Below are 25,793 nucleotides of genomic sequence, written 5' to 3' on the forward strand. Positions count from 1 at the left end.
GGTGGCGGGCGGCGGAGCGCGGGGCGCGAAGTAGCACCTCCACCGGGCCTCCGTACACCCAGAAAACTCGACCATCGCGGTGGTAGTGGACAACCCTCGGTAACGGCAGTGAACTTGGTTCCGGGGCGAACCCCCGGGTCCGTAGCGTCCCCGGCATGACGCTACTGAAGCAAAACCCGCCGAGCGCCGTCCGATGGCGCGGCCTGCTGGTCTACCTGGTGCTCGCCTACGCCGGGATGTGGGCGGCCATGACACCACTGCTCGCCGGCGGCTACCGGCGCGCCGACGCCCGTGAGGAGGTCGGCGCCCTGGAACAACTCTGCATCGGGGCCGCCATGCTGGCCCCGGCACTGGCAGCCCTGCTCGTGGTCCGCTTCGTCGAGCGCGGCGGCGGGGTGCGGGAGGCGCTCGCGCTGCGGTGGCCCCGACCGCGGGCCCGCGCGGTCCGGGCCTGTCTGCTGCCGCTCGGGGTGCTCGGCGGACTGACGGCCGCGACGCTGGTGCTCGGTGCGGTGGCGGGCGGCTACCCGTTCGCCGGCTTCGGATCGCTGGACGCCGGGCGGATCGGATCGTGGGCGCTCCAGGGCTCGATCGGGATGGTGCTGTCGCTGCCGCTGTTCTTCGGTGAGGAGATCGGCTGGCAGGGCTTCCTCTTCCCCCGGTTGCTGCGACTCGGCCGGGGCGAGGGCGGAGGCGGTGGCGGTACGGCGGCCTTGGTGCGGGCGTACGTGCTCACCGGAACGGCCTTCGCGCTCTGGCACCTGCCGACGCTGCTGATGGGCGGCCAGTACCCGGGGCGGCCCTGGTACCTGGCGGTGCCCGCGCTGACGGTGAGCTGTGTGCTCGTCCTGCCGGTCTTCACCTGGCTGAGGCTGCGTTCGGGGTCGGTGGTCCCGGCGGTGCTGGCGCACGCCTTCGCGAGCAGCATGAGCGTGTCGATGGTGCGGGAGTTCGCCGCCCCGGGCGCCGAGCTGGACCCGCTCACCATGTCGCTGGCCGGCTGGCCCGGCTGGATCGTCCTCGGCGGGTTCGTGGCCTTCCTCGCATGCACCGGGCGGCTGCGGCCGGAGCGGTACGGGCAGTGGTGACCGCCCGGGCGGCGGGTGGATGGCGGGCGACGGATAACGAATGACAGATTTCATCATCTGTTATCCGTCATCAGGCATCTGTCGTCCGTCACCCGCCCGCTGGCGCCAGGTCCCTGCGGATCTCGTCCAGGATCAGCCCGGCCCCGGTGTAGCCGATGCCGAGCATCCACAGGCTGTCGTCCACGCCGAACACCCGCCCGCTGCGTACGGCGTCCAGGCTCTTCCAGAGCGCGCCCTCGGTGATCCTTCCCCGGTCCGACTTGGCCGCGTCCCCGTACACGGAATAGAAGATGACGTCGGCCGCCGCCTGGTCCACCTGCTCGGGGCTGATCTCCATCGAGAAGCCGGGCTTGTCCTGGTTGGCGGGCCGGCCGAGCCCGAGGTCCTTGAACAGCGAGCCGACGAAGGTGTCGTTGAGGTAGAGCCTGGTCGGTGCGCCCGCCAGGAAGCGGGCCATCTCGACCCGGGTGGCCGCCGCCCTGGCCGGCCCGCCGAGTGCGGTCACGAGGTCCCGCAGCCTGCTCCGGTACGCCGCGTCCGCGGCCTCGGCCTCGGTCTGGCGGCCCAGTGCCTCGGCGTGCAGCCGGACGTTCTCCTTCCAGGTCGGGCCGGTGGTCCTGGAGAGCACCGTCGGCGCGATCTTCGAGAGCTCGTCGTAGCGCTTGTCGTCGCGGACCTGGTTGCTCAGGATGAGGTCCGGCCGCAGTGCCGCGATCGTCTCCAGGCCGGGCTGGCCGATCGCCCCGACGGGCTTCGTCCCGGACAGCCGCTCCGCCGGCAGGTAGGCGGGGAAGGGGGCGCCCGCGGTGACGGTGGCGGCGCCGACCGGGCTGAGGCCGAGGGTGACCACCGAGTCCAGCGCATCGGTGTCCAGGACCACCACCCGGCTCGCCCGCGCCGGCACGGTGCTCTCGCCTCGCGCGTGCCGGACCGTCCGCGTTCCGCCTGTCGAGCCGCCGCCGGTCGAACCGGTCGAGCCCGCCGAGCCGGCACCCGGCGCCGGGGAGCCGGACCCGCAGGCGGTGAGCACGACCCCGGGGGCGAGCCCGGCGGCGAGGCCGAGGGCGGCGCGGCGGCTGAGCGGTCGGGGCATCGGCGGTACCTCCAACGTGCGGGCGGGACGCGGGGATCCCTGCCCGGACAGTGGCCCGGTTACGCCTCGGAGCCGTTCTCCCGTCGCTGGCGCAGGAGTTCGGTGTACTCGACGTGCACCCGACGGTCCATCGCGAGGGCGAACTGGGCGTCCGCGACCGTACGCGCCAGCGGCCGGACGCGCAGGATGCGCTCGGTGAGCCGGGCCGCCGCTCCGGGCGGCAGCGGGGCGTCGGCGGCCAGCGCGCTGAGCAGGTGCTCGCCGACCACCTCGATGAAGATCTCGGCGATGGCGTCCACGTGCTCCTGGGTGCGCCGGCTGGCCTCCAGTACGGCCGAGAGCGGCACCCCCTCCGCCACGAGCTCGGTGGTGGCGTCCATCAGCCGGCGGCTGACGTGGGTGATGCCGTCCTCCTCGACGGTGATGTAGCCCTGGGCGATCGACTCGGCGGTGTTCTCCTCGGTGAGCTGGTCGCCGAACGCGGTCTTCAGTTCGTCCCAGTCCAGGCGCACCGGGGTCTCGTCGGACCACGGCGCGACGATCGCCGCCTCCAGTCCGATCAGCTCGGCGACGTCCCGCCCGCTCTCGCCGGCACCGATCAGCTCGGCGATGCCACCCAGGGTGTGGCCGCGTTCGAGCAGTTCACCGATCATCCGCAGCCGGGCCAGGTGCTCCTCGCCGTACCAGGCGATGCGGCCCTCCCTGCGGGGTGGCTGAAGCAGTTTGCGCTCGCGGTAGAAGCGCAGGGTGCGGGTGGTGATGCCGGCGGCCTCGGCCAGTTCCTCCACCCGGTACTCGCGTTTTCTGTCGCCCGCAGCAGCTCTGACCTTGTCCACGGCGATCAGCATAGGACCGCCGGCCCGGAAGGTTCCCCGAACCGGAGCCGTCGTGCTTCTTCCATCCGGTGTCAGCAAGGGCTACCCTGCCAACCATGCCAGTGATTACTGGCGCGATTGGCAGGGTCCCGGAGGCGAGCCCCCGGGAGGTTCCGGGGCCGCGACCCCGGGAGAGCGCGACGATCACCGTCCCACCCTCAGGAGGTTTGCCGCATGGCACCCAGCAGCAAGCGCCCCCGCTCCGGCGCGTCCGCAGCGACCGACACCGCCGCTGCGCAGGAGCCCGCCCCGCACGTCCGGGTGGCGGTGATCGGCTCCGGCTTCGGCGGCCTCGGCGCCGCGGTCCGACTGCGTCGCGCCGGGATCACCGACTTCGTGGTGCTGGAACGGGCGGACTCCGTCGGCGGCACCTGGCGGGACAACAGCTACCCCGGCTGCGCCTGCGACGTTCCCTCGCACCTCTACTCCTTCTCCTTCGCGCCCAACCCCGACTGGCCGCGCAGCTTCTCCGGCCAGCCGGACATCCGCGCCTACCTGGAAAAGGTCGCCACCGTCTTCGGTCTCCGCCCCCACCTGCGCTTCAACACCGAAGTACTGGAAGCCCGCTGGGAGAGCGAGCAGACCCGCTGGCGGATCACCACCTCGGCCGGCCAGTGGACCGCCGACGCCGTCGTCTCCGCCGCCGGACCGCTCGCCGACCCGCAGATCCCCGACCTGCCCGGACTGAGCGGCTTCCCCGGCAAGGTCTTCCACTCCTCCCGCTGGGACCACGACTTCGACCTGACCGGCAAGCGCGTGGCGATGGTCGGCACCGGCGCCTCCGCCGCCCAGATCATCCCGTCGATCCAGCCCGGGGTCGGCAAGCTGACGGTCTTCCAGCGCACCCCGGCGTGGGTGCTTCCCCGTCGCGACCGCGAGATCACCCAGCTGGAGAGGTGGCTGCACGGCCGCCTGCCGGTCACCACGAAGATCCGCCGCGGCACGCTCTTCGCCCTCCGGGAGATCCAGGTCGACGCCTTCGTGCGCCGCCCCGGGCTGCTGCGCCTGGTCCAGCGGCTCGCCGAGCGGCACATCGCCCAGGGCGTCCGCGACCCGGAGCTGCGCGCCAGACTCACCCCGGACTACCGGATCGGCTGCAAGCGCATCCTGCTCAGCAACACCTACTACCCGGCCCTCGCGGCGGCCAACACCGAGGTCGTCTCCTCCGGCCTGCGCGAACTGCGCGGCTCCACCCTGGTCGCGGCCGACGGCAGCGAGCACGAAGTGGACGCCATCGTCTTCGGCACCGGCTTCCACGTCACCGACATGCCCATCGGCGCCCGGGTGTTCGGCGCCAACGGCACCAGCCTGGCCGAGGAGTGGAAGGACGGCATGGAGGCGCTGCGCGGCTCGACCGTGCACGGCTTCCCGAACCTCTTCTTCGTCATCGGGCCCAACACCGGCCTCGGCAACAGCTCGATGATCCTCATGATCGAGTCCCAACTGAACTACATGATCGACGCGTTGACCACACTCGGCTCGATCGGTGCCGCCGCGATGCAGCCCACCGCGCGCGCCCAGCGGCAGTGGAACCTCGAACTCCAGCACCGGATGGACCGCACCGTCTGGACCACCGGCGGCTGCCTCAGCTGGTACCTCGACCCGAACGGCAAGAACACCGTGCTCTGGCCCGGCTCCACCACCTCGTTCCGCCGGGCCACCCGCAAGGTCGACCTCGGCGAGTACGAGCTGATCATGCGCGCCGCACCGGCCGCCACCCGCACCACCGCCCAGGAGGTCTCCGCGTGAGCGCCCGGCTGCCCGAGGACTACGAACCGCCGCGTCCGGTGGAGGAGTTGAGCGTCCGGTCGGCGGACGGCATCCGGCTGCACGTCGAGGTGCACGGCCGGCCCGGAGCGCCCACCGTGGTGCTCGCCCACGGCTGGACCTGCTCCACCGCCTTCTGGGCCCCGGTGATCCGCCAGCTGTCCGACCGCTACCGGGTGGTGGCCTACGACCAGCGCGGCCACGGGAACAGCGAGATCCCGCCGAGCCGGGCCCGCTACTCGACCCGGGCGCTGGCCGAGGACCTGTCCGCCGTACTCGCGCGGACCGTTCCGGCGGGCGAGCGGGCCGTGCTCGCCGGGCACAGCATGGGCGGGATGACCATCATGGCCGCCGGCGGCCGCCCCGAGGTCGCCGACCGCACCGCGGCGGCCGTCCTGATCTCCACCGGGCCGGGCGACCTCGTGGCCGAACTCACCGTCCTGCCACCGGCCGTACGACCCCGGGGCCTGCGGCGCTTCCTGCACCGGCAGCTGCTGCGCTCCCGGATGCCGCTCGGGCCGGTCTCGCCGGTCAGCCGGGTGGCGCTCAAGTACGCCACCATGGGACCCGGTTCGTCCGCCGGCCAGGTCGAGGCGACGGCCCGGATCGTGCACGCCTGCCCGACCGCCGTCCGCGCCAACTGGGCCGCGGTGCTGGACCGGCTGGACGTCCACGCCGGGCTCGCCCGGCTCGCCGCGCCCACGGCGGTGGTGGTCGGCACCGGCGACCGGCTGACCCCGCCGGTGCACGCCCACCGGATCGTCGCCGAACTCCAGGACGCGCAGGGGCTGTTGCTGCTGCCCGGGGTCGGCCACATGTCGCCGCTGGAGCGCCCGGACGAGGTCGCCGCCGAGATCCACCGGATGGCCGCCGCGTACCTGGCGTCCGCGCCGGCCGGTGCCGCTTCGGCCGGTGCTGCTTCGGCCGGTGGTGCTCCCGCCGGTGCTGCTTCCGCTTCCGTCGATGAGAGGACCGCCGTCGCATGAACGCCATCCCGCCGTTGTCCGCGCAGGTCGTCGTCGTCACCGGTGCCGCGCGCGGCGTCGGTGCGTCGCTGGCCCGCAAGCTCGCCCGGCGCGGGGCCAAGGTCGCCCTGCTGGGACTGGAGCCGGAGGAGCTGAAGGCCGCCGCCGCGCAGTGCGGGCCGTCCGCGAGCAGCTGGGAGGTGGACGTCACCGACCTCGACGCGCTGGAGGACACCGCCCGGCGGATCAAGGAGCACTACGGTCGGATCGACGCCGTCGTCGCCAATGCCGGGATCGCCATCGGCGGTCCGCTGGCCGACAGCGACCACAAGGCGTTCAGCCGGGTCATCGAGGTCAACCTGCTCGGCAGCGTGGCCACCGCGCGGGCGTTCCTGCCGGCGCTCGCCGAGAGCCGCGGCTACCTGCTCCAGATCGCCTCGCTCGCGGCGCTGACCCCTGCGCCGCTGATGAGCGCGTACTGCGCCAGCAAGTCCGGGGTGGAGGCCTTCGCCCACTCGATCCGTGCGGAGGTGGCCTACCAGGGGGTCAAGGTCGGTGTCGGGTACCTGAGTTGGACCGACACGGACATGGTGCGCGGGGCCGACCAGGACGCCGTGCTGAAGCAGATGCGCTCCCGGCTGCCGTGGCCGGCGAACAAGACGTATCCGCTGGAGCCCGCGGTGGACCGGATCGTCGCCGGGATCGCCCGCCGGTCCGCCCACGTCTACGCGCAGGCCTGGCTGCGCGGGATGCAGCCGGTCCGCTGGCTGCTGCCGTCCCTGATCGCGGTGGTCGGCTCCCGGGACGTGGCCCGGATCGCACCCCAGCTCGCCGCCACCGCGGCGAGCCGCCTGCGCGCCGTCGGCGCCGGGGGCGCGGCGGACACCGCGGTCCGGGGGAGCCGGAGCGGCGCGGGCGACTGACGGGTGAGGACTGAGGACTGAGGACTGAGGGCGAAGGGCCTACGGCGGACAGCTGACAGCCGACGGACGACAGCGAACAGATGACGGCTGACAGCCGACAGATTTTGAAATCTGTCAGCTGTCGTCCGTTCGCCGCTCACCCGCCCCCTCCGCGATCCCCGCCAGCGTCTCCAGCGCCCGCGCGAGCACCGGCAGCGGCGGGGACGCGAGCCCGACCCGGACGGCGGAGGGCGAGCGCCGGGGGTCGACGGCGAAGGCCGCCGCGGGCGTCACCGAGATCCCGGCACGCGCCGCCTCCGCGACGAAGGCCTCCGCCCGTCGGCCCGTCGGCAGCTCCCACCACAGGTAGTACGAGCAGGGGTCGGACCGCAGCCGTCGTCCCGTCAGCACCTCGCGGGCCAGCAGCTGCCGGGCCCTCGCGTCGGCCCGCTTCGCCGCCTCCACCGCGGCCAGCGTGCCGTCCCCGATCCAGCGCACCGCCGCCTCCAGCGCGAAACCGCTCGGCGTCCACCCGCCCGAGCGCAGCGCCCCCGCCACCCGCTCGCGCAACGCCGCCGGGAGGACCGCGAACCCGGTGGTCAGCCCCGGGGCGAGCCGCTTGGAGAGGCTGTCCACGAGTACGGTGCGCTCCGGCGCGAGCGCGGCCAGCGGCGCGAGCTCGGGTCGCAGGAAGGACCAGATGGCGTCCTCGACCACCGGCAGGTCGAGCCGTCGCAGCACCGCGACGAGTGCCACCGCCCGCTCCTGCGGCAGGCTCGCGCCGAGTGGGTTCTGCAGGCGCGGCTGGACGTACACCGCGCGCAGCGGCCCGGCCCGGTGGGCGGCGGCCACGGCCTCCGGCAGCAGTCCGTGCTCGTCCACGGCCAGCGGCACCAGTACGATGCCCAGCCGATCCGCCACCGCCTTGACCACCGGATAGGTCAGCTCCTCCACGCCCAGCCGCTGCCCGGGCGGCACCAGCGCGGACAGGGCCCCGGCGATGGCCTGCCGCCCGTTGCCGGCGAACAGCAGTCGCTCCGCCCCGACCTCCCAGGAGCCGGCCGACACCAGGCCCGCGAACGCCCGCCGGGCCGCGACCGTCCCGGCCGCGCCGACCGGCCGCAAGGCGTCGCCCAGCGCGTCCGGACGCAGCAGCGGCGCCAGGGCGCCCGCCAGCAGCTCGGCCTGCCCGGGGACGGAGGGGTAGTTGAGCTCCAGGTCCACGGGGGCGGAGGCCGGCTCCGCGAGCGGCACCCGGGTGCCGTCCGGTGCGCGCCCGGCCCGGACGAACGTCCCGCGCCCGACCTCCCCGACGGTCAGCCCGCGCCGGGCCAGTTCCCGGTAGACGCGTCCGGCGGTCGAGTTGGCGATGCCCCGGCTGCGCGCGAAGGCGCGCTGGGTGGGCAGCTGCTGGCCGGGCCGCAGTCGCCCGTCCGCGATCTCGGCGGCGATCCGGTCGGCGATCAGGCGGTAGTCGTCCATCGGCGGTCGGCCTCCAGAGGTCCCTCGTTGCTCGCGGACTCGCGCGCCGGCCAAGCGCCGGCCCACGCGACGGCCCATGCGCCGGCTCACGCGGGGCCCCGGCCCACATTGCACCGAGTGCAAAGTCATCATTGCATCGACCCGATGGTCCGTCCTAGCCTCCTCGCATGGACGCGTTGACATCGGCCGTGGACGGCCGGGCCGTACTCGGGATCGCCGCCGTGGCCCTGGGCATGGTGCTGTCGCCCGGGCCCAACATGATCTACCTGGTCTCGCGCTCGATCGCGCAGGGCCGCCGCGCCGGGCTGATCTCGCTGACCGGGGTCGCGGCCGGCTTCCTGGTCTACCTGGTCGCGGTGACGGCGGGAGTGGCCGCGGTGTTCTCCGTGGTGCCCGCCCTCTACACCGTGATCAAGCTGGCCGGCGCCGGGTACCTGCTCTGGCTGGCCTGGAAGGCGGTCAAGCCGGGCGGCACGGCGGTCTTCGCCCCGCAGCAGCTGCCGCCGGACCCGCCGCGCCGGCTGTTCGCGATGGGCTTCCTGACCTGCCTGCTCAACCCCAAGATCGCCATCATGTACATCTCGCTGCTGCCCCAGTTCGTGGCCCCGGAGCGCGGCCACGTCGCGGTGCAGAGCCTGCTGCTGGGCCTGGTTCAGATCGCGATCGCGATCACCGTCAACGGCCTGATCGCGGTGAGCGCGGGCGGCATCGCCGCCTTCCTCAACCGCCGCCCCGGCTGGCTGCGGATCCAGCGCTACGCGATGGGCACCGTCCTCGCCGGCCTCGCCGTGCACATCGCCGCCGACCGCGCCAAGGCCGTGGCGGTCTGAGAGCCGAGGCCGTAGCGGTCCAGCTGCGAGATGCTAGGTGCTACGGCCGGTGGCGGTCCGCAGCACCTCGTACCCCGCCTGGACGAAGCGTCCGCCGCGCTTCGGGCCGGTGTTGGCGAGGGCCGCCACGGCGGTCGCGCCCGTCGGAGAGAACCCGACGAAGGCGGTGAACCCCCGGGTCGCGCCGGTGTGGAAGTACAGCTCGCGCCCGCCCGAGCGGCGGTGGTTCCACACCAGGCACAGCTCGTCGGGGGAGTGCGGAAGTCGCAGCCTGACCCGTTGGACCTCGGCCAGCGGCGTACCCAACTCGCCCTCCTCCAGGCCGAGATGGGCCTGGAGGTAGTGCAGCAGGTCGCTTCCGCTGGCCCGTACCGCGCCCGCGCCCGGCAGTCCGGGGATCCGCCAGGTCGGCATCGCCCGTCCACGCCGGTAGCCGGTCGCCCGGCTCGGCGAGTCCGGCGCGTCCGGCTCGTCCGGCGCGCAAGTGGTGGCATCGAGTCCCAGCGGCACCAGGACCCGCTTGGCGAGCAACTCCCCGTACGGCAGTCCGCCCGTCTCGGCCAGCAGTCGCCCGAGCAGTCCGACCCCGTAGTTGGAGTACCGGTACATGCTGCCGGGCCTGCCGCGCACGGTGGTTCGGGCCAGGGCGGCTCTCAACCGATCGTCGCCGAACGCCGCGTACGGGTTGGTCTGCCAGGTCGGCACGGCTCCGGCGAGCAGTCCGGGTGGCAACCCGGGCAGCCCCGAGGTGTGGGTGGCGAGGTGCAGCAGCTGGATCGGCTCGGCGGAGCGGACGGTCATCGGACGCCAGTCGGGCGGCAGTCGGTGTTCGACCGGGTCGTCGAGGGCGAGTTCGCCGCGCGTGGCCAGGTCGGCGAGCAGCAGCGCGGTGAACGTCTTGCTGACCGAGCCGAGTTCGAAGACGGTGTCCGGGGTGCATGCCGCCGCACGCCCTCGCGCGAGGCGCCCGAAGCATCGCACCTCGCCCTGCCCTTCGCGCGCGACGGCCACGGTGACCGCGGTCGCGTACGGCGCGGCCGCCCGCACTGCCGCACGGACGGCCGTGTCGAGTTCGTTCATGCGGCCGCGATGTCGGCGGTGTCGGCGCCGTCCGCGCCGCCGAGTGCCCGGGAGAGTGCGACCGTCGAGGCCACGACCGCGACCACGGCGGTGTGTTCGTGTGCGCGGATGGCCAACTCCTCGTCGTCCTCGATCGGTTCGTTGTCCCGGGGCACCAGGCCGTCCGCCCGCTGCACCGAGGCCAGGGCCTCCCAGCCGGACCGCCCGGTGATGGGTTCCCCGATGCAGGAGTCGACGATCAGCAGCTCGCCGACCAGGTCCCACTCGCCGATCTCCAGCCAGATGTCGAGCCAGACCGGCAGCCAGTCGTGCAGGTAGTCCCGCATCGGTTCGGGCAGGTCCTGGGGTCGGGCGCCCCAGTCGGTGAGGTGGAAGACGGTGTGGGTGACCTGGTAGGCGGTGGACCAGGAGACGGTCCAGGGTTCGGGGAGCGCGCCGAGCCAGGTGCGGGCGGCGAGCGCGGCCCAGTCCGGCCGGTGGCTGAGTCCGATGATCCGACGCGCGTTGGCCACGGCCAGCTGTCGGCTGCCCTGGATCTCGACGGCGTGCACGGCCCGCAGCCGGCTGAGTGATTCGAGCAACTCCTCCAGTGCGGCGTGCCGGTGGCCGAGCCGGGCGAAGTGGGCGTACGTCTCCAGCGGGTCCGTGATGGTGACGTACCGCAGCTGGCGCTCGTAGAGCATGTCGCCCTCGCGCAGCTGGCCCCAGGCGGTCGTGAGGAGGTCGCGCGCGGCATGGATGTCGTGCGGTCCGGCGACCCCGTCGCGCAGCACCAGGGAGGAGGCCATCGCGACCTCGCAGAGCGGCTTGTAGATGTCGTCCGGTTCGGAGAGGTTGATGACGCTGTTGTCCGCGAACTTGCCGTAGCTGCCCTGGTACGACGTGTGCAGCCAGGACAGCGCGCGGGTGCCGAGCTGTTGGGCGATGGTGAGTGTCTGGGTGTCGGTCATGCCGGGATTCCCTCCAACAGGCGCTGGGCGACGGCGAGTTCGAGGCGCGTCCGGACGGCTCCGATGCCGACCAGGCGGGTCCGGTCCAGGACCGGTTCGACCTCGAGCCGTGGCGGGAGCCCCTCGGCGCTCGTCCAGGCGAGCCAGCGGGCGAGCCGTACGGCGGTGGTGAAGTCCCGTCGGAGCATGGAGCGGACTGTGCCGTGGGCGAGGTGCAGGGTGCCGGAGCGGGCGGCATCGTGCACCGGACCGTCCAGTCCGGGCAGCGCGAGCACGGACAACTGCGCCATCCGTACCGACCAGGACTGCCAGCCCAGGTCGGCCGGTCCGGGCATGGGAGAGGGGGGTGAGGCCGGTGCGGCGTCCCCGTACGGTGTGCGGGCGAGCAGCCGGTCGATCGCCCAGTCCTGCCAGGCGATGACCAACGCGGCCTCGGCGGATGCCGGTGCCGGGGCGGGGAAGGCCCGTCGGGCCTCGGCGAGCAGCGCGGCGGTGGGTCCGTCGGGCTCGGCCCCGGCGAGCAGTTGCGGGGTGAAGAGGTCGGCGCCGAGCACGCGCACCGCGGCCAGCAGCGGGCGGGGCGCGGCGGTGTCCGGGTCCGCGAGTGCGGCCGCACCCCCGGCGCCCCGGAGGGCGTCGAGGGTCCGGCCGGCCACCCGCTCGACCGCCGCGGCGTACTCGTCACGGAGAGGGGTTTCGGCGAACGGCATGGTGGTGAGCTACTCCTTCAGGAGACTCGGGATGGGCGCGGGGGCCCCAGGGGCGTACGGCCCGGCGGGGCGGGGGGCCCGGCTACCTGATCGGCTTCTCCTTCGGTCCCTTCGGGGAGAGCAGGACCAGGCCAAGCAGGAGCAGGAGCCCCGCGGCCTCGGGCGAGTACGTGGGCGCGTCGGACACGACGGCCTCTTCCTCCACCATCAGGCTCGCGAGTGTCTCGGCCTCAAGCGTCGTGCTGCGTGACGTCGTTGACGTTCCGGTCCGGAACTGAGTAAGCATCAGAAGTGCCTCCTCGTCTGGATTTCACCGCCCGGTCGGACGATGCCCCCGTTCGACAGTACGAGCACCTCCGGTGACCTGCATCCGCAGCCCGCTGAGCTGGGGCATTGCCCTGGATGTGGGCCCTGTCGCGGCGAGTCGGTACGGTCGGGGGCATGACCACAGCCTTGATCACCGGCGCGACCGCCGGCATCGGAGCCGCCTTCGCCCGCCGGCTCGCCCGCAGCGGCTACCAGCTCGTGCTGGTGGCCCGGGACACCGAGCGCCTGGAGCGCGCAGCCGCCGACCTGCACGGCAGGTACGGCATCGAGGCGGAGGTGCTGACCGCCGACCTCGCGACGGACGAGGGCATCGGCGCCGTGGAGGCCCGGCTCGCCGACGCCGCCCGCCCGGTGGACCTCCTGGTCAACAACGCCGGCTTCGGCAACAAGGGCGCCTTCGGCACGGTTCCGCTCCAGGACGAGCTGGCCATGCTGAAGGTGCACATCGAGGCGATCCTGCGGTTGACCACGGCCGCCCTGCCCGGCATGCGGGAGCGCGGCCGCGGTGCGATCGTCAATGTCGCCTCGGTGGCGGCCTTCCTGCCGCGCGGCACGTACGGCGCGAGCAAGGCCTGGGTGGTGAGCTTCACCCAGGGCGTGCTGCGCGACCTCGGCGGTACGGGCGTGCGGATGATGGCGCTGTGCCCGGGCTTCACCCGGACCGAGTTCCACCAGCGGGCCGGGATGGGCACCGGCAACATCCCGTCCTGGTCCTGGCTCTCCGCCGAGCGGGTGGTGGACGAGGCGATGCGCGACCTGGCCCGCGGTCGGTCCGTGTCCGTGCCGGGCAAGCGGTACAAGGCCGCCGTGGCCATCGCGCGGGTGCTGCCCTCCGGCAAGCTCGGCGGGCTCTCCTCGAAGGCGGCGCGCACCTACCGGACCAACTGACGGCCGGGGCGGTCGGGCGGTCGGGCGCGGGTCCCGGGCGGCCGCCGGGCTCCGGGCGGTCGGCTGGCCGGGGCGGTCGGGCGCGGGTCCCGGCCGGTCGGCCGGTCCGCCGGTCCGCGGGTCGGCGGGTCGGCGGGTCGGCGGGAGCCGAGGAATAGAGCAACCCTCACTATTAGCTTGTCTAACTATGAGCTATCCTCGCTATGCTGACCCCAGTCCGACCGTCCGCCCGACCGTCCCACCCAGGGAGGCCCGTCCTTGAGGCCCACCGCCATCGACTGGACCCCGCCCGAGCGCGCCGAGGGCGAACCCCGCCCCTCGGCCGAGTGGCGCCGCATCCTCGCGCTCTTCCGCCCGTACCGGGGCCGCCTGACCGTCGTCGGGCTGCTGGTGGCCGCCTCCGCGGTGGTCTCGGTCGTCTCCCCGTTCCTGCTCAGGGCCGTCCTGGACATCGCCATCCCGCAGGGCCGCACCGGGCTGCTCAGCCTGCTCGCGCTCGGGATGATCCTGACCGCCGTGGTGAACAGCGTCTTCAACGTCCTCCAGACGCTGATCTCCACCACCGTCGGCCAGCGCGTGATGCACGACCTGCGCACCTCCGTCTACGGCCACCTCCAGCGGCAGTCGCTGGCCTTCTTCACCCGAACGCGCACCGGCGAGGTGCAGTCCCGGATCGCCAACGACATCGGCGGCATGCAGTCCACGGTGACCTCCACCGCGACCAGCCTGGTCTCCAACCTGACCGCGGTGGTCGCCTCCGTCGTCGCCATGGTCGCCCTCGACTGGCGGCTGACCGTCGTCTCGCTGCTGCTGCTCCCGCTGTTCGTCTGGATCAGCCGCCGGGTCGGCCGGGAGCGCAAGAAGATCACCACCGAGCGGCAGAAGCAGCTGGCCGCGATGAGCTCGGCGGTCCAGGAGTCGCTGTCGGTCAGCGGCATCCTGCTCGGCCGCACGATGGGCCGCTCCGGTTCGCTGGCCCGGGAGTTCACCGACCAGTCCGACCAGCTCGCGGACCTGGAGGTGCGGGCCAGCATGGCCGGGCGCTGGCGGATGAACACCATCATGATCGTGATGGCCGCGATGCCCGCGCTGATCTACTGGGCGGCCGGGCTGACCTCCGCCGCCGGCGCGCCGATCGTCTCGGTCGGCACCCTGGTCGCCTTCGTCACCCTCCAGCAGGGCCTCTTCCGCCCGACCGTCAGCCTGCTCTCCACCGGCGTGGACGTGCAGACCTCCCTGGCGCTCTTCCAGCGCATCTTCGAGTACCTCGACCTGCCGGTGGAGATCGACGAGCCGGCCGACCCGGTCACCCTGACGGGCATCCGCGGCGAGGTCCGCTTCAAGGACGTCGACTTCCGCTACGACCCGGAGCAGGAGCGCCCGACCCTGGCCGGCGTCGACCTCACCGTCCCGGCCGGGAGCTCACTGGCCGTGGTCGGCGAGACCGGCTCGGGCAAGAGCACCCTCAGCTACCTCGTGCCGCGGTTGTACGACGTCACCGGCGGCCAGGTCACCCTGGACGGCGTGGACGTACGCGAACTGTCCTTCGACACCCTGGCCGGAGCGGTCGGCGTGGTCTCCCAGGAGACCTACCTCTTCCACGCCTCGGTCGCCGAGAACCTGCGCTTCGCCAAGCCCGGCGCCGACGACGCGGAACTGGTCGAGGCCGCCCGGGCCGCGCAGATCCACGACACCATCGCCGCCCTCCCGGACGGCTACGACACCCTGGTCGGCGAGCGCGGCTACCGCTTCTCCGGCGGCGAGAAGCAGCGCCTCGCGCTCGCCCGGACGATCCTGCGCAACCCGCCGGTGCTGATCCTCGACGAGGCCACCAGCGCGCTCGACAACCGCACCGAGCGCGCCGTCCAGCAGGCCGTGGACACCCTGGCCGCCGGCCGCACCACGATCACCATCGCGCACCGGCTCTCCACCGTCCGCGCCGCCGACCAGATAGCCGTCCTGGACCGCGGCGAGGTGGTCGAACTCGGTACCCACGAGGAGTTGGTGGCGCTGGACGGCCGGTACGCGGCGCTGCTGCGCCGGGAGGTGCCGGAGGCCGCCGGGCAGCCCGAACCGGCCGTGCTCGGGCGCGTGTGACGACCCGCGGCGCGGGTGCGAGCGTGGGCGTGCGCGCCGGTGACGGACCCGGCGGTCAGGCCGCCTTCGGCACCTCGTTGTAGCTCTCCGCGACCTCCTGGCCGGAGAGCCGCTGGATGGCCGCCATGACCTCGTCGGTCACCTGCCGACGGGCCTTCAGCGAACGGGCCTGCCCGTGCAGCTCGTCGAAGTGCAGCGGCTCGCCGAAGCGGACCGTCACCTTCTTCAACCGCGGGATCCGCTTGCCCACCGGCAGGATCTGCTCCGGACCCTCCAGCGCCACCGGCACGACCGGCACGCCCGCGGTCAGCGCGAGCCAGGCGACGCCCGTCTTGCCCCGGTAGAGCCGGCCGTCCAGCGAGCGGGTGCCCTCGGGGTAGATACCGAAGGCCTTGCCGTCCTCCAGGATCTCCAGCGCCGACTCCAGCGAGGCCTGAGCGGAACGGTAGGTGCCGCGCTCGACCGGCACGGCGCCGATGGCCTCGAAGAAGTCCTTGGAGAGCCGGCCCTTGAGTCCGGTGCCGGTGAAGTACTCGGCCTTCGCGAGGAAGTGGACCCGGCGCGGGGCGGTCAGCGGGATCACCACGCTGTCGATGAAGGACAGGTGGTTGCTGGCCAGGATCACCCCGCCCTTGCGCGGCACGTTCTCGATTCCCTCGATGGCCGGCCGCCAGATCCCCCGCGAGACCGGTTTCAGCACCAACTTGGTGACGAGGTCGAGCACGATTCCCTCCCTGGACGAACGACCGCCCGGGAGGAGCCCGGGCCTGCAATCAGATCCGCAGACTACGACACCCACCCCCGCGCACGTCCACTCCCGGCGACCGTGGCGCGCGCCACGGCCGGGTAGGGTACGGCCGTCCGAACCGAGCGACACCCGCAGTACCCAGGAGGGCACGATGGAGACCACCGAGGCGATCAAGGCCTTTTTCGACCGTTTCGACAAGGACGGCGACGGCAGGATCACCCCGGCCGAGTACGCCCTGGCCGCCAACGAGATGGGCGACCACGACGTCACCATCTCGATGGCCGAGGCGCTGATCCACAGCATGGACACCAACCACGACGGCGTCCTGACCTTCGAGGAGTTCCTGGCCGCCCGCCGGCGCTGAACCCGCGCCGACGGGGCCGGTCGCCGTACCGGCGGCACCGGCCCCGTCCGGAGGCCCCCGCTGTTCTCCGCAGGGTCCTCCGCTGGGCCCTCCGCTGGGCCCTCTGCAGGGGCCGCTACTCCTCCACCGGGAACACCCGGCGCACCACCCGCTCCGAGGCCCCGCCGTCGTCCCAGACGCAGAACTTCGCCCGGAACCGCGCCCGCGCCGCCGGCTCCGGGTCGCCCGCCAGCAGCGCCCGCGCCAGCCCGTCCGCGTCCACCGTGACCGCGCCCGGCGGCTCCGCGAACAGGTCGAAGTAGACGCCGCGTTCCCGCTGGTACTCCTCCCAGTCCGGGGCGAAGATCACCACCGGCCGGTCCAGCACCGCGTAGTCGAACATCATCGACGAGTAGTCCGTCACCAGCACGTCCGCCGCGAGGTAGAGGTCCTCGACGGTCGGGTGCGCCGAGACGTCCACGATCCGCGCCGATTCCGCGCCGGCCGCCGACAGGTCGCCCGGACCGTCGGTGTGGAAGTAGTGGGTGCGCACCAGCAGCGTGAAGTCCGGGCCCAGCCGCCGGGCCAGCGCCGCCACGTCCAGCAGCGGCACGTAGCCGCCCTTGCTGCCGCGGTGGGTCGGCGCGTACAGCACCGCCCGGGTGTCCGGCCGCAGCCCGAGCCGCTCGCGCATCGCGCGGACCTCGTCCGGAGCGGCGTTCGCCAGCCGGTCGTTGCGCGGGTATCCGGTGTCCAGCATCTCGTACCGGCCGGGGAAGGCACGGGCGAAGTGCCCGCTGGTGTGCGGGTTGGGGGAGACCAGGAAGTCCCAGCGGTCGACGGCCTCCTGGAGCAGCTCGAAGTCCATCCCCTCGGCCGCCGCCGGGTGGTCGCGCAGGTCCATGCCCATCGCCTTGAGCGGGGTGCCGTGCTGGGTCTGGACGTGCACCGTGCCCGGCCGCTTCGTCATGGTGCGGGGGAAGTTGACGTTGTTGACGAAGTACTTGGCGGTCGCCATCGCCCTGAGGTAGGCGGGTGTGTTGACGATCACGTGCGGAACCCCGGGCGGCAGCGCGGCGGCCTGGGCGCGGTTCTCCACCACCCACACGCCCCGGATCCGCGGGGCGAGTTCCTTCGCCTTCTCGTAGATCGCCGCCGGGCTGCACGCGTAACCCCGGTGCCAGTAGGCGGCGTAGACGGCGAGGTTCTCGTCCAGCGGCAGCCGGCGGAACGCGTTGTACGCGGTGAACCGGGCGCCGCTGCGCATCCCCTTCTTCACCGCGGGCGCCACCGCCCGTGCCCCGCGCTTGAGTTCGCGCGGCAGCCGCCCGGTGCGGCGCAGCTCCGCGTAGGCGATCCGGGCGCCGCGGGCGGCCAGCCGGTACTGCACGCCGCGCACCCCGCCGGGGAAGCGGTAGCCGGCCGGGCGGTGGCGGTCGAAGTGCCGGGCGATCCGCTGGAAGAAGTCCTTGCGCAGGTCGGCAGGGACCAGCCCGGGGGTGTCGTAGACGTTCAGTGCCTGGCGGACGGTCCGGTCGAAGACCAGGGTGCGCAGCGCGTCCGGGACCGGCCGGCCGGGGCGGTCCGGGCGGTCCAGGAAGGCGAAGATCGCGTCGTACTGGGCGAACACGTCCGCGTGCTTGGGGGAGGAGGTGGCGGTGATCGCGCCGTCCCGGCCGCGCCGGTAGAAGTAGCAGGGGCGGTCGAGGTAGCGCAGCCGCTCGGCGGCCAGCAGCGCCGGGTAGGTGACCGAGATGTCCTCGTAGTAGCCGCGGCCGAAGGAGACGCCGAGGCCGTCCAGGAACGCGCGGCGGAACAGCTTGTTCCACACCGACATCACGGTCTGGAACAGCGCCGGGTGCTCGGCCAGGGTGCAGCCCTCGACCAGCGGGGAGCCGGCCAGCACGTGGCGCCAGGGGTTGGGCTCGGTCCCGCCGTCCGGGTAGACGTGGGTGAAGTCGGTGATCAGCACGTCGGCGGGGGCCTCCCGGCGGCGCTCCTGCGTCAGCTCGTCCAGCAGCGCGCCGACCGTCCCCTCGGGCACCCAGTCGTCGCTGTCCACGAACCAGACGTACTCGCCGCGGGCCTGCGGCAGGGCGGCGGTACGGGCGCCGCCGAGGCCCTGGTTCTCGGTGAGGTGCAGCACCCGCAGCCTGCTGTCGCGGGCCGCGTAGGCGTCCAGGATCGCGCCGGAGCCGTCGGGGGAGAGGTCGTCGACCGCGATCACCTCGAAGCGGGTCTCCGCGGCGGGGGTGTCGCCGAGGATCGAGTCGAGGCAGTGCGGGAGGTACCGCTCCACGCCGTGGACCGGGAGCACGATGCTGAGGAGGAGGGACACGCTGGCCGAGTGTACCGATCCACCGGGTGTCACCTGCGCGGACGTCCGGTGCGGGGGTTCCGGGGCGGTGGCCGGGGGCGGCGGTGATGGTGGGGCGGGGCGGCGTCGGCGGCGGAGCGGCTCGCGGCAGGGGCCGTGGTGCACCCGGAACCGCCGGTGCCGGGCCCCTTGCGGGGCGGCACCGGCAGTCAGGTGGCGATCCGGCCGACCCTCGACGGCCGACCGCCGGTCCGGGCACCGCGCGAGCCGGGCCGCCGCAGCGTCGAGGCGGCCGGGCAGTGGCTCGCGGGAGCCGGAGTTCTTCATCAATCGAACACACGCTTGAGTGCGGTGCGGGCACTGGCGTGTGCATCAGATATTGCTTGGAGGTTCGGCGGGAGTCAATCCCTCGAATGTGTTCACTTCCTGAAGTCGATCGGTCACGGTGTCGGCCGGCGCCCGGTTCGGCCGGGCCGGGTACGGATCGGGCGCGGCGAACGCCCCCGATGATCGCTTTGTCGATGTGGCGGCTGTCTCCCGGCTGTCCCCTATATGGCGGCGCGAGCGGGGTGCGGGTTGGGTGCGGGTGGGTCGCCGGTGGGGTGCGGGCGGGCGGTGGGGCCCGGTTCCGCAGGGGTCCGCCGTGCGCCGGGCACGTGTCGTGCGCGTGCCGTGCGTACGGTTGCCGCACCCGCGCCTGCCGGACCGGGTGACGGACGGCCGGTCGTGCACCATCATTGATGCCTAGTCGTGACCGGCCTGGTGGCCCCTGGTGCTTCGTCAGTTGACGCCGCACGATACGGTGGCACAACACCAAGGACGGTTGCGCGAAGGCCGTCCTTCACGGATAGTCTTCGCCTCACGGCCCTGGCGCCTCGTAGGGGTGGGAAAAACTGATGGAACACATGCAAGTGCGGACTCGGCCCCGCGTGCCGGCGATCCAGTGCGGTGTCGGCACCACCGGCCGCCGGATCGACCGACACCTGGCCGTGCTCGGCGCGCCCGCACTCCCGGCGGTGGACACCGCCGAAGCGCTCGGGTTGATAAGGGAGCTCACGCCGCGCGGCGCCGAGGCCCCGACGACCCGTCGTCGCCACACCAGGATCTCGCTGCTGACGCCGCTGCGTCGGCTGCGGCGGAGCCTCTTCGGCGGGCGCGGCTAGTTCGACCGGCGCGGTACGGGTCCCCCCCGCCGCCCGGTCGGGAACCGACCCGGTGGACCGTCCGGTCCACCGGGTCTTCGGTGTGTCCGGACGATGTCCCGGGTTCGGGCCCGGCGGGGGCTCCGGTGAAGGCGCCGGGCGGGGGCTCCGGCGCGTGCCGCGCTGTCCGGGTGATGTGGTCTGAACCTTTCACCCTACGCGAGTTCGCCTCCCCGGCGCGGCGACTCGGCGAGGGAGTAGGCCCGGTCCGCTGACCTGGGACAGGATGGCGCCATGGCGGACAACAACCACTCCACCCGGACCGGCTCCTTCCCGGACACCACCTTCCAGAGCGGCACCATCGAGATCACCACCGGCAGCCGCGAGGTCGCGCTCGACATCACCGACCGCTGCGCCGCGTTCCTCGACGAACGGGCCACCGGGCGCGACGGCCTGCTCAACATCTTCGTCCCGCACGCCACCGCGGGGATCGCGGTGCTGGAGACCGGCTCCGGCAGCGACGACGACTTCCTCGCCATCCTGCGCGACCTGCTCCCGGCCGACGACCGCTGGCGCCACCGGCACGGCAGCCCCGGCCACGGCCGGGACCACGTGGTGCCCGGCCTGGTCGCCCCGCACGCCACCCTGCCGGTCCTCGGCGGCCAACTGGCCCTCGGCGTCTGGCAGTCGGTGGTGCTGATCGACACCAACGGGGACAACCCGCGCCGGACCGTCCGGCTGTCCTTCCTCGGCTGACCTCGGCGCGGTGCGCGCGGGGCCTGCGCGCGCGCCGGGCCAGGCGGGTTCGATGGGTCGGCGGGCTTCGCGACTCAGCGGACGTGCGAGGCCACCGCGGCGAGGTAGCGCTCGATCGCCAGGTGCTGGCAGAGCAGGGCCACCGGGCGGCCCAGTCTGGCGTACCAGGCGGACAGCCGGGAGAACGCGGTGACCTCGAACCACACCTCGCCGTCGGCGTCCATCGACACCAGGAACGCCTCCTCGCCGCGCTCGGGGTGCCCGGGGAGGGTTCCGTACCCGAACCCGATCCGGTCCGGCTCGTCCACCGTCCACACCACCCGGCAGGGGATCACCAGCCGCGGCCGCCGGCTCCCCGGCAGGTTCAGTCGCAGCAGCACCGTCCCGCCCTCCCGGGCCGGGCCGGTGGGGTACACCGCGAAGCCGGTGCCCAACTGGCTGCCCCAGCCGAGCACGTACCGACCGGCCCGCTCCAGAACCTCCGCGCCGCGTCCCAGGTGGACCCGCCGCCGCAGGTGGGCGTAGCCGTCCGGCAGCCGTCCGCCCCCGCCCCGGGTGGCGCCCACCTCGGGGTACGACGGGGCGGTGGCGCGGGCGGCGAGGAGACGTCGGTGCAGGTCGGTGGGCATGCCGGTCACGGTAGCCGCCGGGTGGGAGGGGGCCGGCGGCGGGGCGGGGCGGGTTTCAGCGGACGGGTTTCAGCGAACAGATTTCAGATGACGGATTTCAGCGAACGTTTTCTGAAATCTGTTCGCTGTCATTCGTCCGCCGGGGCGCTCGGGCCGGCTCGGCCGGGACCGACCCTGTTGCAGCTCAGCGGGGAGCGGAGTAGGAAGGCGGCATGAGCGACACCGGTACGAACCAGGAAGCGGCCGTCTGCGAACTCGTGTCCGAGGGCGAAGCGGAGGCGGCGCTGCGGCACGACCCGGAGGCGACCGGGCCGCGCGCCGACTGCGTGCTGTGCGGGGAACCGACCGAACTGCCCGCCGACCGGCCCGGCAGCACCCTCTGCCCGGTGTGCGCCTGGCAGCAGGCGCAGCGGATCGCCTGCTCGGGCTGATCCACGGCCGACCCCGGACTCCCCCCGGGATCGGCCTACGCGTCCTCCCGCCCGGCCAGCGCCAGGGTCGAGCCGTGCCGCCCCTTGCGGACCAGCAGCTGGGCGGGGATGCGGCTGCGCAGGTCGGCGACGTGGCTGACGATGCCGACCGCACGGTCCCGCTCGCGCAGACCGTCCAGGACGTCCATGACCTCCTCCAGGGCCTGCTCGTCGAGGGTGCCGAAGCCCTCGTCGATGAAGAGGGTGTCCAGCGGCATACCGCCGGCCTCGTCGGTGACCACGTCGGCCAGTCCCAGCGCGAGGGAGAGCGAGGCGAAGAAGCTCTCGCCGCCGGAGAGGGTCGCGGTGTCCCGCTCGGTGCCCGTCCACGCGTCGACCACCCGCAGGGCCAGGCCCGAGCGCTTGGTGCCGCTGCCCCGGTCGTCGCTGTGCACCAGGGTGTAGCGCCCGCCGGACATCCGGACCAGCCGGTCGCTGGCCGCCGCCGCGACCTGCTCCAGCCGGGCCGCCAGGACGTACGACTCCAGGCGCATCCGCAGCCGGTTGTCGGCGGCGGTGCCGGCCGTGAGTGCGGCGAGCCGGGTGATCCGCCCGTACCGGTCCAGCGCGGGGGCCAGTTCGGCGGCGAGCCCGGTCAGCTGCCGCCCGATCGCGGCCAGCGCCCCGCAGCGCTCGCGGGCCGCCGCATGGGCGGCGTGCGAGCGGCCGAGCCGGTCGGTGGCGGCGCCGAGCTCGGCCGCGACGGCGGGCAGGTCCACCGGCGGACGGCCCGCGGCCTCGGCCAGTTCCGGCAGCCCCAGCTCGCGGCGGACGGCGGCGGTCTCCGCGCGGTGCCGCTCCAGCCGGGCCTCCAGCCGCTCGCGCTCCTCGCGCGGCAGCAGCACCGACAGGGCCGCCGCCGGGTCGGGGAAGCCCGCCGCGGCGGCGGCCTTGCCCAGTTCGTCCTCGGCCTCGTCGAGCCGGGCCGCCGCCTCCGTCCGGGCCCGGACGGAGTTCGCCGCCGCGGCGACCGCCTCGGTGAGCCGGGTGAGGGCCGCGGCCCGGTCGGCGACCGAGGGCGCGTCGCCCCGGGCGGCCGCCACCCGGGCGGTCAGCGTCTGCTGCTCGGTGCCGAGCGCCAGCAGCCGGTCGGAGAGGACGGCGGCGCGCTCCTTGGCCTCCTGCAGCTCGTCGACCCGGCGGGTGCGGTCCCGCGACAGCCGGGCGATCTCCTGCTCGACCCGGCCGAGCGCCTCCGCCGCGTGCCGTGCCCCGCGATGCTGGTCCTCCAGCCCGGCCAGGGCCTGCGCGAGCGCCTCCGTCGTGTCCGGCCCGGCCGCGCCGGCGGCGGTGGCCTCGCGCACCCGCAGTGCGGTGAGCGCCTGGTCGGCCTCCGTCCAGACCCGCTCGGCGTCGGCCTGGGCCCGGCGCGCCCGCTCCTCGTCCTCGGCGCCGACCCGGCCGCCGGGCGCGGCCTCGGCGGGCGCCGGGTGCTCCGGCGAGCCGCAGACCCGGCAGGCCTCTCCCGTGCGCAGCTGCTCGGCCAGCTCGGCGGCCATGCCGCTCAGCCGGCGGTCCCGCAGGTCCAGGCTGTGCTCCCGGGCGTCCAGCGCGGCGGTGCGCAGCGCGACCGCCCGGGGCTCGGCCGCGGCGATCTCGGCGCGCAGGCCGTCGCGCTCCCGCGCCGCACCGAGGCGTCCGGTCAACTCGGTGCGCTGCCCGTCCAGTTGCTCGACCCGGGCGGTCGCCGACCGGGCCTCGGCGTGCTGCTGCTCCAGACGGCCCAGTTCGCCCTCGAACTCGGCGAGCCAGTCCTCGGCCTCCTCGGCCAGTTCCTCGGCGGCTCGCCGGTCCTGTGCCAGGGAGCCCTGCTCGTGGGCGAGTTCGGCGCAGCGCCGCTCCTCCGCCCGGGCCGCCTCCAGCCGGACCACCTCGGCCCGCAGCCGCAGCTCGGCCTCGGCCAGCCCGGCCGTGTCGGCCCCGGCGAGATCCCGGCCCCCGGCACCGGATCCGGCCAGCAGCTCGCGGTGCCGGCGCTCCAGCTGCCGCGCGCGCCCGAGTGCCTCGGCCGCGCTCTCCCGCAGTCGCAGGGCGGACTCCACCCCGACGGCCTCCTGCGCGGCGGCGAGCCGCCGCCGGTCCGCCGTCGCTGCGGGCTCGAAACCGGCCAGCCGCTCGGCCCGGTCCAGCGCCTCGCGGTGCCGGCGCTGGCGACCGGCCAGCTCCTCGGCGGCCTCGCGGCGCTCCTGGGCGGCGCGCTGGGCGGCCCCGGCGCCCGCGAGGGCGGCCTCGGTGACGGTGAGCTGCTCGGCCGCGCCGCTGCGCAGGACCGCCGCCCAGCCGAGCACCCCCGCGGCCAGACCGTCGTCGTCCTCGGCCGGCACCCAGCCCGCGGCGGGTTCGGCGCCCGGACCGGCCGCCTGCTCGGCCTTGCTGGCGAGGTCCCGAAGCCGGCGCCGGCCGGCCTGGACGGCGGCCTCCTGGCCGCGGCGCTGCTCGGCCAGCCAGGCCTCCACGTGCTGGAACCGCTCGGTGTCGAACAGTCGCCGCAGCAGTTTGCCGCGCTCCTCCGAATCGGCCTTGAGGAAGCGGGCGAAGTCGCCCTGCGGCAGCAGCACCACCTGGCAGAACTGCTCCCGGTTCATGCCGATCAGCCGGTGGATCTCCTCCCCGGCCTCCTGGTGCGACTTGCTGATCCCGCGCCAGCCGGGCGTGCCGTCGCCCGTGTCGAGGACCCACTCGCGCAGCAGGGTCTGTGCCCGCTCGACGGTGGTGCCGCTCCCGACCTTCTTCGGCCGGCGCTGCTCGGGCAGCCGGGTGACCTGCAGCCGCCGCCCGCCGAGGGTCAGCTCCAGCTCCACCGAGGTCAGCCGCTTCGGGTCGGCGTGGTCGCTGCGTAGCCGGTTGGCCCGGCGCGCGCCCGGCGTCTCGCCGTACAGGGCGAAGCAGACCGCGTCCAGCACGCTGGTCTTGCCCGCGCCCGTCGCGCCGCGCAGCAGGAACAGCCCGCCGGCGGCGAGCGCGTCGAAGTCCACCGTCTCGCTGCCCGCGAAGGGGCCGAAGGCGGTGACGGTGAGCCGGTGCAGCCTCATCGGGGCAGGTCCGCCTTCCGGTCCGTGGTCTCCCGGACGCGCTCGAAGCCCTCCCGCAGCCAGCCGAGTTCGTCCGGCTCCGGCTCGGCGCCGGGGCGGACGTGCCGCAGGAAGCCCTCCGCGATCTCCAGGTCCGCGCGGCCGCTGACCCGCGCCGCGTACGACTGCGAGGGCTCGGCCTCGTTCCGCTCGGGGTCGAACAGCAGCTGGAGGGTGTGCGGGAAACGGCGGCGCAGCCGCTCCATCGGCTCGCTCGGCCGCGCCGCGTCGGTGAGCGTGGCCTGCACCCAGGACTGCTCGTGCTCGGCGTACCGCTCGTCGGTGAGCAGCGCGTCGAGGGTGTCGCGCAGTGTCGCCAGGCGGCGCGGCTCGGGACAGGGAACGCGGTCGGCCGTCACCGAGCCGTCGGCGGCCAGGTCGACCAGCCACATGGTCTTGCGCTGGTGCACCTCGGAGAAGGAGTAGGCGAGCGGGGAGCCGCTGTAGCGCAGGTGCGGGGCGAGCGTCTGGCAGCCGTGCAGGTGGCCGAGCGCGGCGTAGTGCACGCCGTCGAAGACCGACGCGGGAACGGAGGCGACGCCGCCGACCGCGATGTCCCGCTCGCTGTCGCTCGGCGCGCCGCCGGTGACGAAGGCGTGCGCCAGCACCACCGCCCGGGTGCCGGCCGGGCGTGCCGCGAGGTCCTCCCGGACCCGGTCCATCGCCGCCCCGAGCACCGCCGCGTGCCCGCCCTTCGTCAGCCCGAACCGCTCGCGCACCAGGGTCGGCTCCAGGTACGGCAGCCCGTACACCGCTACCGGGCCGTGCTCGTCCGCCAGCAGGACGGGCTCGGCGCACTCGCCCGGGTCGGTCCGCAGGTGGATGCCGGCCCGGCCGATCAGCCCCGCCCCGACGCCGAGGCGGCGGGCCGAGTCGTGGTTGCCGCTGATGAAGACCGTCGGCACCCCGAGGTCCGCCAGCCGGTGCAGCACGTCGTCGAACAGCGCGACCGCTTCCAGCCCGGGCAGCGCCCGGTCGTACACGTCCCCGGCGACCAGCACGGCGTCCACGCCCTCGGACCGGACCACCTCCACCAGGTGGTCCAGGAAGGCGCGCTGGGCGTCGTGCAGGCTCTCCCGGTGGAACGAGCGCCCGAGATGCCAGTCGGAGGTATGCAGCAGTCGCATGGTTCCCGACCCTAACCCGCAGCACTGACAATCCCGCCCGACCCGGTGGAACCACTGGCCTCTGGCACCCCTGGCACCCTTGGCACCCCTTGCGTCCGGGGCCCCGGGGCCGTGCGGCGGTGGGCGGGGCGGGGTG

23 protein-coding genes are annotated in these 25,793 nt (G+C 74.0%); 11 read left to right on the plus strand and 12 right to left on the minus strand.

Annotated elements, in window-relative coordinates:
• Window positions 1-155 precede the first annotated feature (155 nt).
• Window positions 156-1,088: a CPBP family intramembrane glutamic endopeptidase gene (locus tag ACZ6EM_RS05275; protein ID WP_401053321.1), complete on the plus strand. Its 933-nt coding sequence runs from the start codon at window positions 156-158 to the stop codon at window positions 1,086-1,088.
• An 88-nt stretch (window positions 1,089-1,176) separates the two neighbouring features.
• Here the strand turns inward: ACZ6EM_RS05275 and ACZ6EM_RS05280 are convergent, their stop codons facing one another.
• Together ACZ6EM_RS05280 and ACZ6EM_RS05285 are read right to left on the minus strand one after the other, a co-directional pair.
• A complete protein-coding gene (locus tag ACZ6EM_RS05280; protein ID WP_465771729.1) occupies window positions 1,177-2,181 on the minus strand; it encodes an ABC transporter substrate-binding protein in 1,005 nt (334 codons plus the stop codon).
• A gap of 59 nt (window positions 2,182-2,240) precedes the next feature.
• Window positions 2,241-3,017 carry a MerR family transcriptional regulator gene (locus tag ACZ6EM_RS05285; protein ID WP_465771730.1) on the minus strand — a complete coding sequence of 259 codons (777 nt, stop codon included), beginning with the start codon at window positions 3,015-3,017 and terminating at the stop codon, window positions 2,241-2,243.
• Between the two features lie 213 nt (window positions 3,018-3,230).
• Between ACZ6EM_RS05285 and ACZ6EM_RS05290 the strand changes: the two genes are divergently transcribed.
• Genes ACZ6EM_RS05290 through ACZ6EM_RS05300 form a run of 3 tightly spaced genes read left to right on the plus strand, consistent with a single transcriptional unit; the run spans window position 3,231 to window position 6,711 of the window.
• Complete coding sequence (locus ACZ6EM_RS05290; protein ID WP_401049030.1) at window positions 3,231-4,805, plus strand: flavin-containing monooxygenase; 1,575 nt, start codon at window positions 3,231-3,233, stop codon at window positions 4,803-4,805.
• Entirely contained in the window at window positions 4,802-5,809 is a 1,008-nt protein-coding gene (locus ACZ6EM_RS05295; protein WP_465771731.1) for an alpha/beta fold hydrolase, read from the plus strand. Before ACZ6EM_RS05290 ends, ACZ6EM_RS05295 begins: the two co-directional genes overlap by 4 nt.
• The gene (locus tag ACZ6EM_RS05300; protein ID WP_452177914.1) at window positions 5,806-6,711 is read left to right on the plus strand and encodes an SDR family oxidoreductase; all 906 of its coding nucleotides are present in this window, start codon (window positions 5,806-5,808) and stop codon (window positions 6,709-6,711) included. Before ACZ6EM_RS05295 ends, ACZ6EM_RS05300 begins: the two co-directional genes overlap by 4 nt.
• 114 nt (window positions 6,712-6,825) lie before the next feature.
• Here the strand turns inward: ACZ6EM_RS05300 and ACZ6EM_RS05305 are convergent, their stop codons facing one another.
• Window positions 6,826-8,172, minus strand: coding sequence for an aminotransferase-like domain-containing protein (locus ACZ6EM_RS05305; protein ID WP_465771732.1), 1,347 nt, complete (start codon window positions 8,170-8,172; stop codon window positions 6,826-6,828).
• Between the two features lie 167 nt (window positions 8,173-8,339).
• Here ACZ6EM_RS05305 and ACZ6EM_RS05310 point away from each other — a divergent pair, with 167 nt between their 5' ends.
• Window positions 8,340-9,002 carry a LysE family translocator gene (locus ACZ6EM_RS05310; RefSeq protein ID WP_401049022.1) on the plus strand — a complete coding sequence of 221 codons (663 nt, stop codon included), beginning with the start codon at window positions 8,340-8,342 and terminating at the stop codon, window positions 9,000-9,002.
• 33 nt (window positions 9,003-9,035) lie between these two features.
• On the opposite strand, the gene ACZ6EM_RS05315 is transcribed toward ACZ6EM_RS05310, so the two are convergent.
• The 4 genes from ACZ6EM_RS05315 to ACZ6EM_RS05330 form a co-directional block, all read right to left on the minus strand.
• Window positions 9,036-10,082 carry a serine hydrolase domain-containing protein gene (locus ACZ6EM_RS05315; RefSeq protein ID WP_465771733.1) on the minus strand — a complete coding sequence of 349 codons (1,047 nt, stop codon included), beginning with the start codon at window positions 10,080-10,082 and terminating at the stop codon, window positions 9,036-9,038.
• Window positions 10,079-11,032 carry a DUF6895 family protein gene (locus tag ACZ6EM_RS05320; RefSeq protein WP_465771734.1) on the minus strand — a complete coding sequence of 318 codons (954 nt, stop codon included), beginning with the start codon at window positions 11,030-11,032 and terminating at the stop codon, window positions 10,079-10,081. The genes ACZ6EM_RS05315 and ACZ6EM_RS05320 overlap by 4 nt, the downstream gene beginning before the upstream one ends.
• Window positions 11,029-11,742 carry a hypothetical protein gene (locus tag ACZ6EM_RS05325; protein ID WP_465771735.1) on the minus strand — a complete coding sequence of 238 codons (714 nt, stop codon included), beginning with the start codon at window positions 11,740-11,742 and terminating at the stop codon, window positions 11,029-11,031. The genes ACZ6EM_RS05320 and ACZ6EM_RS05325 overlap by 4 nt, the downstream gene beginning before the upstream one ends.
• 82 nt (window positions 11,743-11,824) lie before the next feature.
• Window positions 11,825-12,028 carry a hypothetical protein gene (locus ACZ6EM_RS05330; RefSeq protein ID WP_401053554.1) on the minus strand — a complete coding sequence of 68 codons (204 nt, stop codon included), beginning with the start codon at window positions 12,026-12,028 and terminating at the stop codon, window positions 11,825-11,827.
• 155 nt (window positions 12,029-12,183) lie between these two features.
• On the opposite strand from ACZ6EM_RS05330, the gene ACZ6EM_RS05335 reads away from it, so the two are divergent.
• A complete protein-coding gene (locus ACZ6EM_RS05335; protein WP_401053556.1) occupies window positions 12,184-12,957 on the plus strand; it encodes an SDR family NAD(P)-dependent oxidoreductase in 774 nt (257 codons plus the stop codon).
• Window positions 12,958-13,215: 258 nt separating this feature from the next.
• Window positions 13,216-15,054 (plus strand): ABC transporter ATP-binding protein, encoded by a 1,839-nt coding sequence (locus ACZ6EM_RS05340; protein ID WP_401053558.1) that lies wholly within the window; start codon window positions 13,216-13,218, stop codon window positions 15,052-15,054.
• A 55-nt stretch (window positions 15,055-15,109) separates the two neighbouring features.
• Here ACZ6EM_RS05340 and ACZ6EM_RS05345 read toward each other — a convergent pair whose 3' ends face one another.
• A complete protein-coding gene (locus tag ACZ6EM_RS05345; RefSeq protein ID WP_359898578.1) occupies window positions 15,110-15,778 on the minus strand; it encodes a lysophospholipid acyltransferase family protein in 669 nt (222 codons plus the stop codon).
• Window positions 15,779-15,953: 175 nt separating this feature from the next.
• On the opposite strand from ACZ6EM_RS05345, the gene ACZ6EM_RS05350 reads away from it, so the two are divergent.
• Window positions 15,954-16,166, plus strand: coding sequence for an EF-hand domain-containing protein (locus ACZ6EM_RS05350; RefSeq protein WP_359898577.1), 213 nt, complete (start codon window positions 15,954-15,956; stop codon window positions 16,164-16,166).
• Between the two features lie 115 nt (window positions 16,167-16,281).
• Here ACZ6EM_RS05350 and ACZ6EM_RS05355 read toward each other — a convergent pair whose 3' ends face one another.
• Complete coding sequence (locus ACZ6EM_RS05355) at window positions 16,282-18,483, minus strand: bifunctional glycosyltransferase/CDP-glycerol:glycerophosphate glycerophosphotransferase (RefSeq protein ID WP_465771736.1); 2,202 nt, start codon at window positions 18,481-18,483, stop codon at window positions 16,282-16,284.
• A gap of 875 nt (window positions 18,484-19,358) precedes the next feature.
• Here ACZ6EM_RS05355 and ACZ6EM_RS05360 point away from each other — a divergent pair.
• Both ACZ6EM_RS05360 and ACZ6EM_RS05365 read left to right on the plus strand, forming a co-directional pair.
• Window positions 19,359-19,625, plus strand: a complete 267-nt coding sequence (locus tag ACZ6EM_RS05360) for a hypothetical protein (protein WP_049650625.1) — start codon at window positions 19,359-19,361, stop codon at window positions 19,623-19,625.
• A gap of 273 nt (window positions 19,626-19,898) precedes the next feature.
• Entirely contained in the window at window positions 19,899-20,360 is a 462-nt protein-coding gene (locus tag ACZ6EM_RS05365) for a YjbQ family protein (RefSeq protein WP_401055951.1), read from the plus strand.
• A gap of 74 nt (window positions 20,361-20,434) precedes the next feature.
• Here the strand turns inward: ACZ6EM_RS05365 and ACZ6EM_RS05370 are convergent, their stop codons facing one another.
• Window positions 20,435-20,989: a DUF1990 family protein gene (locus ACZ6EM_RS05370; protein WP_465771738.1), complete on the minus strand. Its 555-nt coding sequence runs from the start codon at window positions 20,987-20,989 to the stop codon at window positions 20,435-20,437.
• Window positions 20,990-21,201: 212 nt separating this feature from the next.
• On the opposite strand from ACZ6EM_RS05370, the gene ACZ6EM_RS05375 reads away from it, so the two are divergent.
• Window positions 21,202-21,420: a hypothetical protein gene (locus tag ACZ6EM_RS05375; RefSeq protein ID WP_401052735.1), complete on the plus strand. Its 219-nt coding sequence runs from the start codon at window positions 21,202-21,204 to the stop codon at window positions 21,418-21,420.
• A gap of 35 nt (window positions 21,421-21,455) precedes the next feature.
• Here the strand turns inward: ACZ6EM_RS05375 and ACZ6EM_RS05380 are convergent, their stop codons facing one another.
• A complete protein-coding gene (locus ACZ6EM_RS05380; protein ID WP_465771739.1) occupies window positions 21,456-24,491 on the minus strand; it encodes an AAA family ATPase in 3,036 nt (1,011 codons plus the stop codon).
• On the minus strand, window positions 24,488-25,657 hold the full coding sequence (locus ACZ6EM_RS05385; protein ID WP_465771740.1) for an exonuclease SbcCD subunit D: 1,170 nt from the start codon (window positions 25,655-25,657) through the stop codon (window positions 24,488-24,490). Before ACZ6EM_RS05385 ends, ACZ6EM_RS05380 begins: the two co-directional genes overlap by 4 nt.
• Between the last annotated feature and the right edge of the window lie 136 nt (window positions 25,658-25,793).

The sequence above is a fragment of the Kitasatospora sp. NPDC041917 genome (assembly GCF_055589745.1).

Bases quoted from the DNA above. Each gene is read 5' to 3' on its own strand.
- ACZ6EM_RS05275 (WP_401053321.1), top strand. From the start codon at position 156: ATGACGCTACTGAAGCAAAACCCGCCGAGCGCCGTCCGATGGCGCGGC.
- ACZ6EM_RS05280 (WP_465771729.1), bottom strand. From the start codon at position 2,181: ATGCCCCGACCGCTCAGCCGCCGCGCCGCCCTCGGCCTCGCCGCCGGG.
- ACZ6EM_RS05290 (WP_401049030.1), top strand. From the start codon at position 3,231: ATGGCACCCAGCAGCAAGCGCCCCCGCTCCGGCGCGTCCGCAGCGACC.
- ACZ6EM_RS05300 (WP_452177914.1), top strand. From the start codon at position 5,806: ATGAACGCCATCCCGCCGTTGTCCGCGCAGGTCGTCGTCGTCACCGGT.
- ACZ6EM_RS05305 (WP_465771732.1), bottom strand. From the start codon at position 8,172: ATGGACGACTACCGCCTGATCGCCGACCGGATCGCCGCCGAGATCGCG.
- ACZ6EM_RS05310 (WP_401049022.1), top strand. From the start codon at position 8,340: ATGGACGCGTTGACATCGGCCGTGGACGGCCGGGCCGTACTCGGGATC.
- ACZ6EM_RS05315 (WP_465771733.1), bottom strand. From the start codon at position 10,082: ATGAACGAACTCGACACGGCCGTCCGTGCGGCAGTGCGGGCGGCCGCG.
- ACZ6EM_RS05320 (WP_465771734.1), bottom strand. From the start codon at position 11,032: ATGACCGACACCCAGACACTCACCATCGCCCAACAGCTCGGCACCCGC.
- ACZ6EM_RS05325 (WP_465771735.1), bottom strand. From the start codon at position 11,742: ATGCCGTTCGCCGAAACCCCTCTCCGTGACGAGTACGCCGCGGCGGTC.
- ACZ6EM_RS05330 (WP_401053554.1), bottom strand. From the start codon at position 12,028: ATGCTTACTCAGTTCCGGACCGGAACGTCAACGACGTCACGCAGCACG.
- ACZ6EM_RS05335 (WP_401053556.1), top strand. From the start codon at position 12,184: ATGACCACAGCCTTGATCACCGGCGCGACCGCCGGCATCGGAGCCGCC.
- ACZ6EM_RS05350 (WP_359898577.1), top strand. From the start codon at position 15,954: ATGGAGACCACCGAGGCGATCAAGGCCTTTTTCGACCGTTTCGACAAG.
- ACZ6EM_RS05360 (WP_049650625.1), top strand. From the start codon at position 19,359: ATGGAACACATGCAAGTGCGGACTCGGCCCCGCGTGCCGGCGATCCAG.
- ACZ6EM_RS05365 (WP_401055951.1), top strand. From the start codon at position 19,899: ATGGCGGACAACAACCACTCCACCCGGACCGGCTCCTTCCCGGACACC.
- ACZ6EM_RS05370 (WP_465771738.1), bottom strand. From the start codon at position 20,989: ATGCCCACCGACCTGCACCGACGTCTCCTCGCCGCCCGCGCCACCGCC.
- ACZ6EM_RS05375 (WP_401052735.1), top strand. From the start codon at position 21,202: ATGAGCGACACCGGTACGAACCAGGAAGCGGCCGTCTGCGAACTCGTG.
- ACZ6EM_RS05380 (WP_465771739.1), bottom strand. From the start codon at position 24,491: ATGAGGCTGCACCGGCTCACCGTCACCGCCTTCGGCCCCTTCGCGGGC.
- ACZ6EM_RS05385 (WP_465771740.1), bottom strand. From the start codon at position 25,657: ATGCGACTGCTGCATACCTCCGACTGGCATCTCGGGCGCTCGTTCCAC.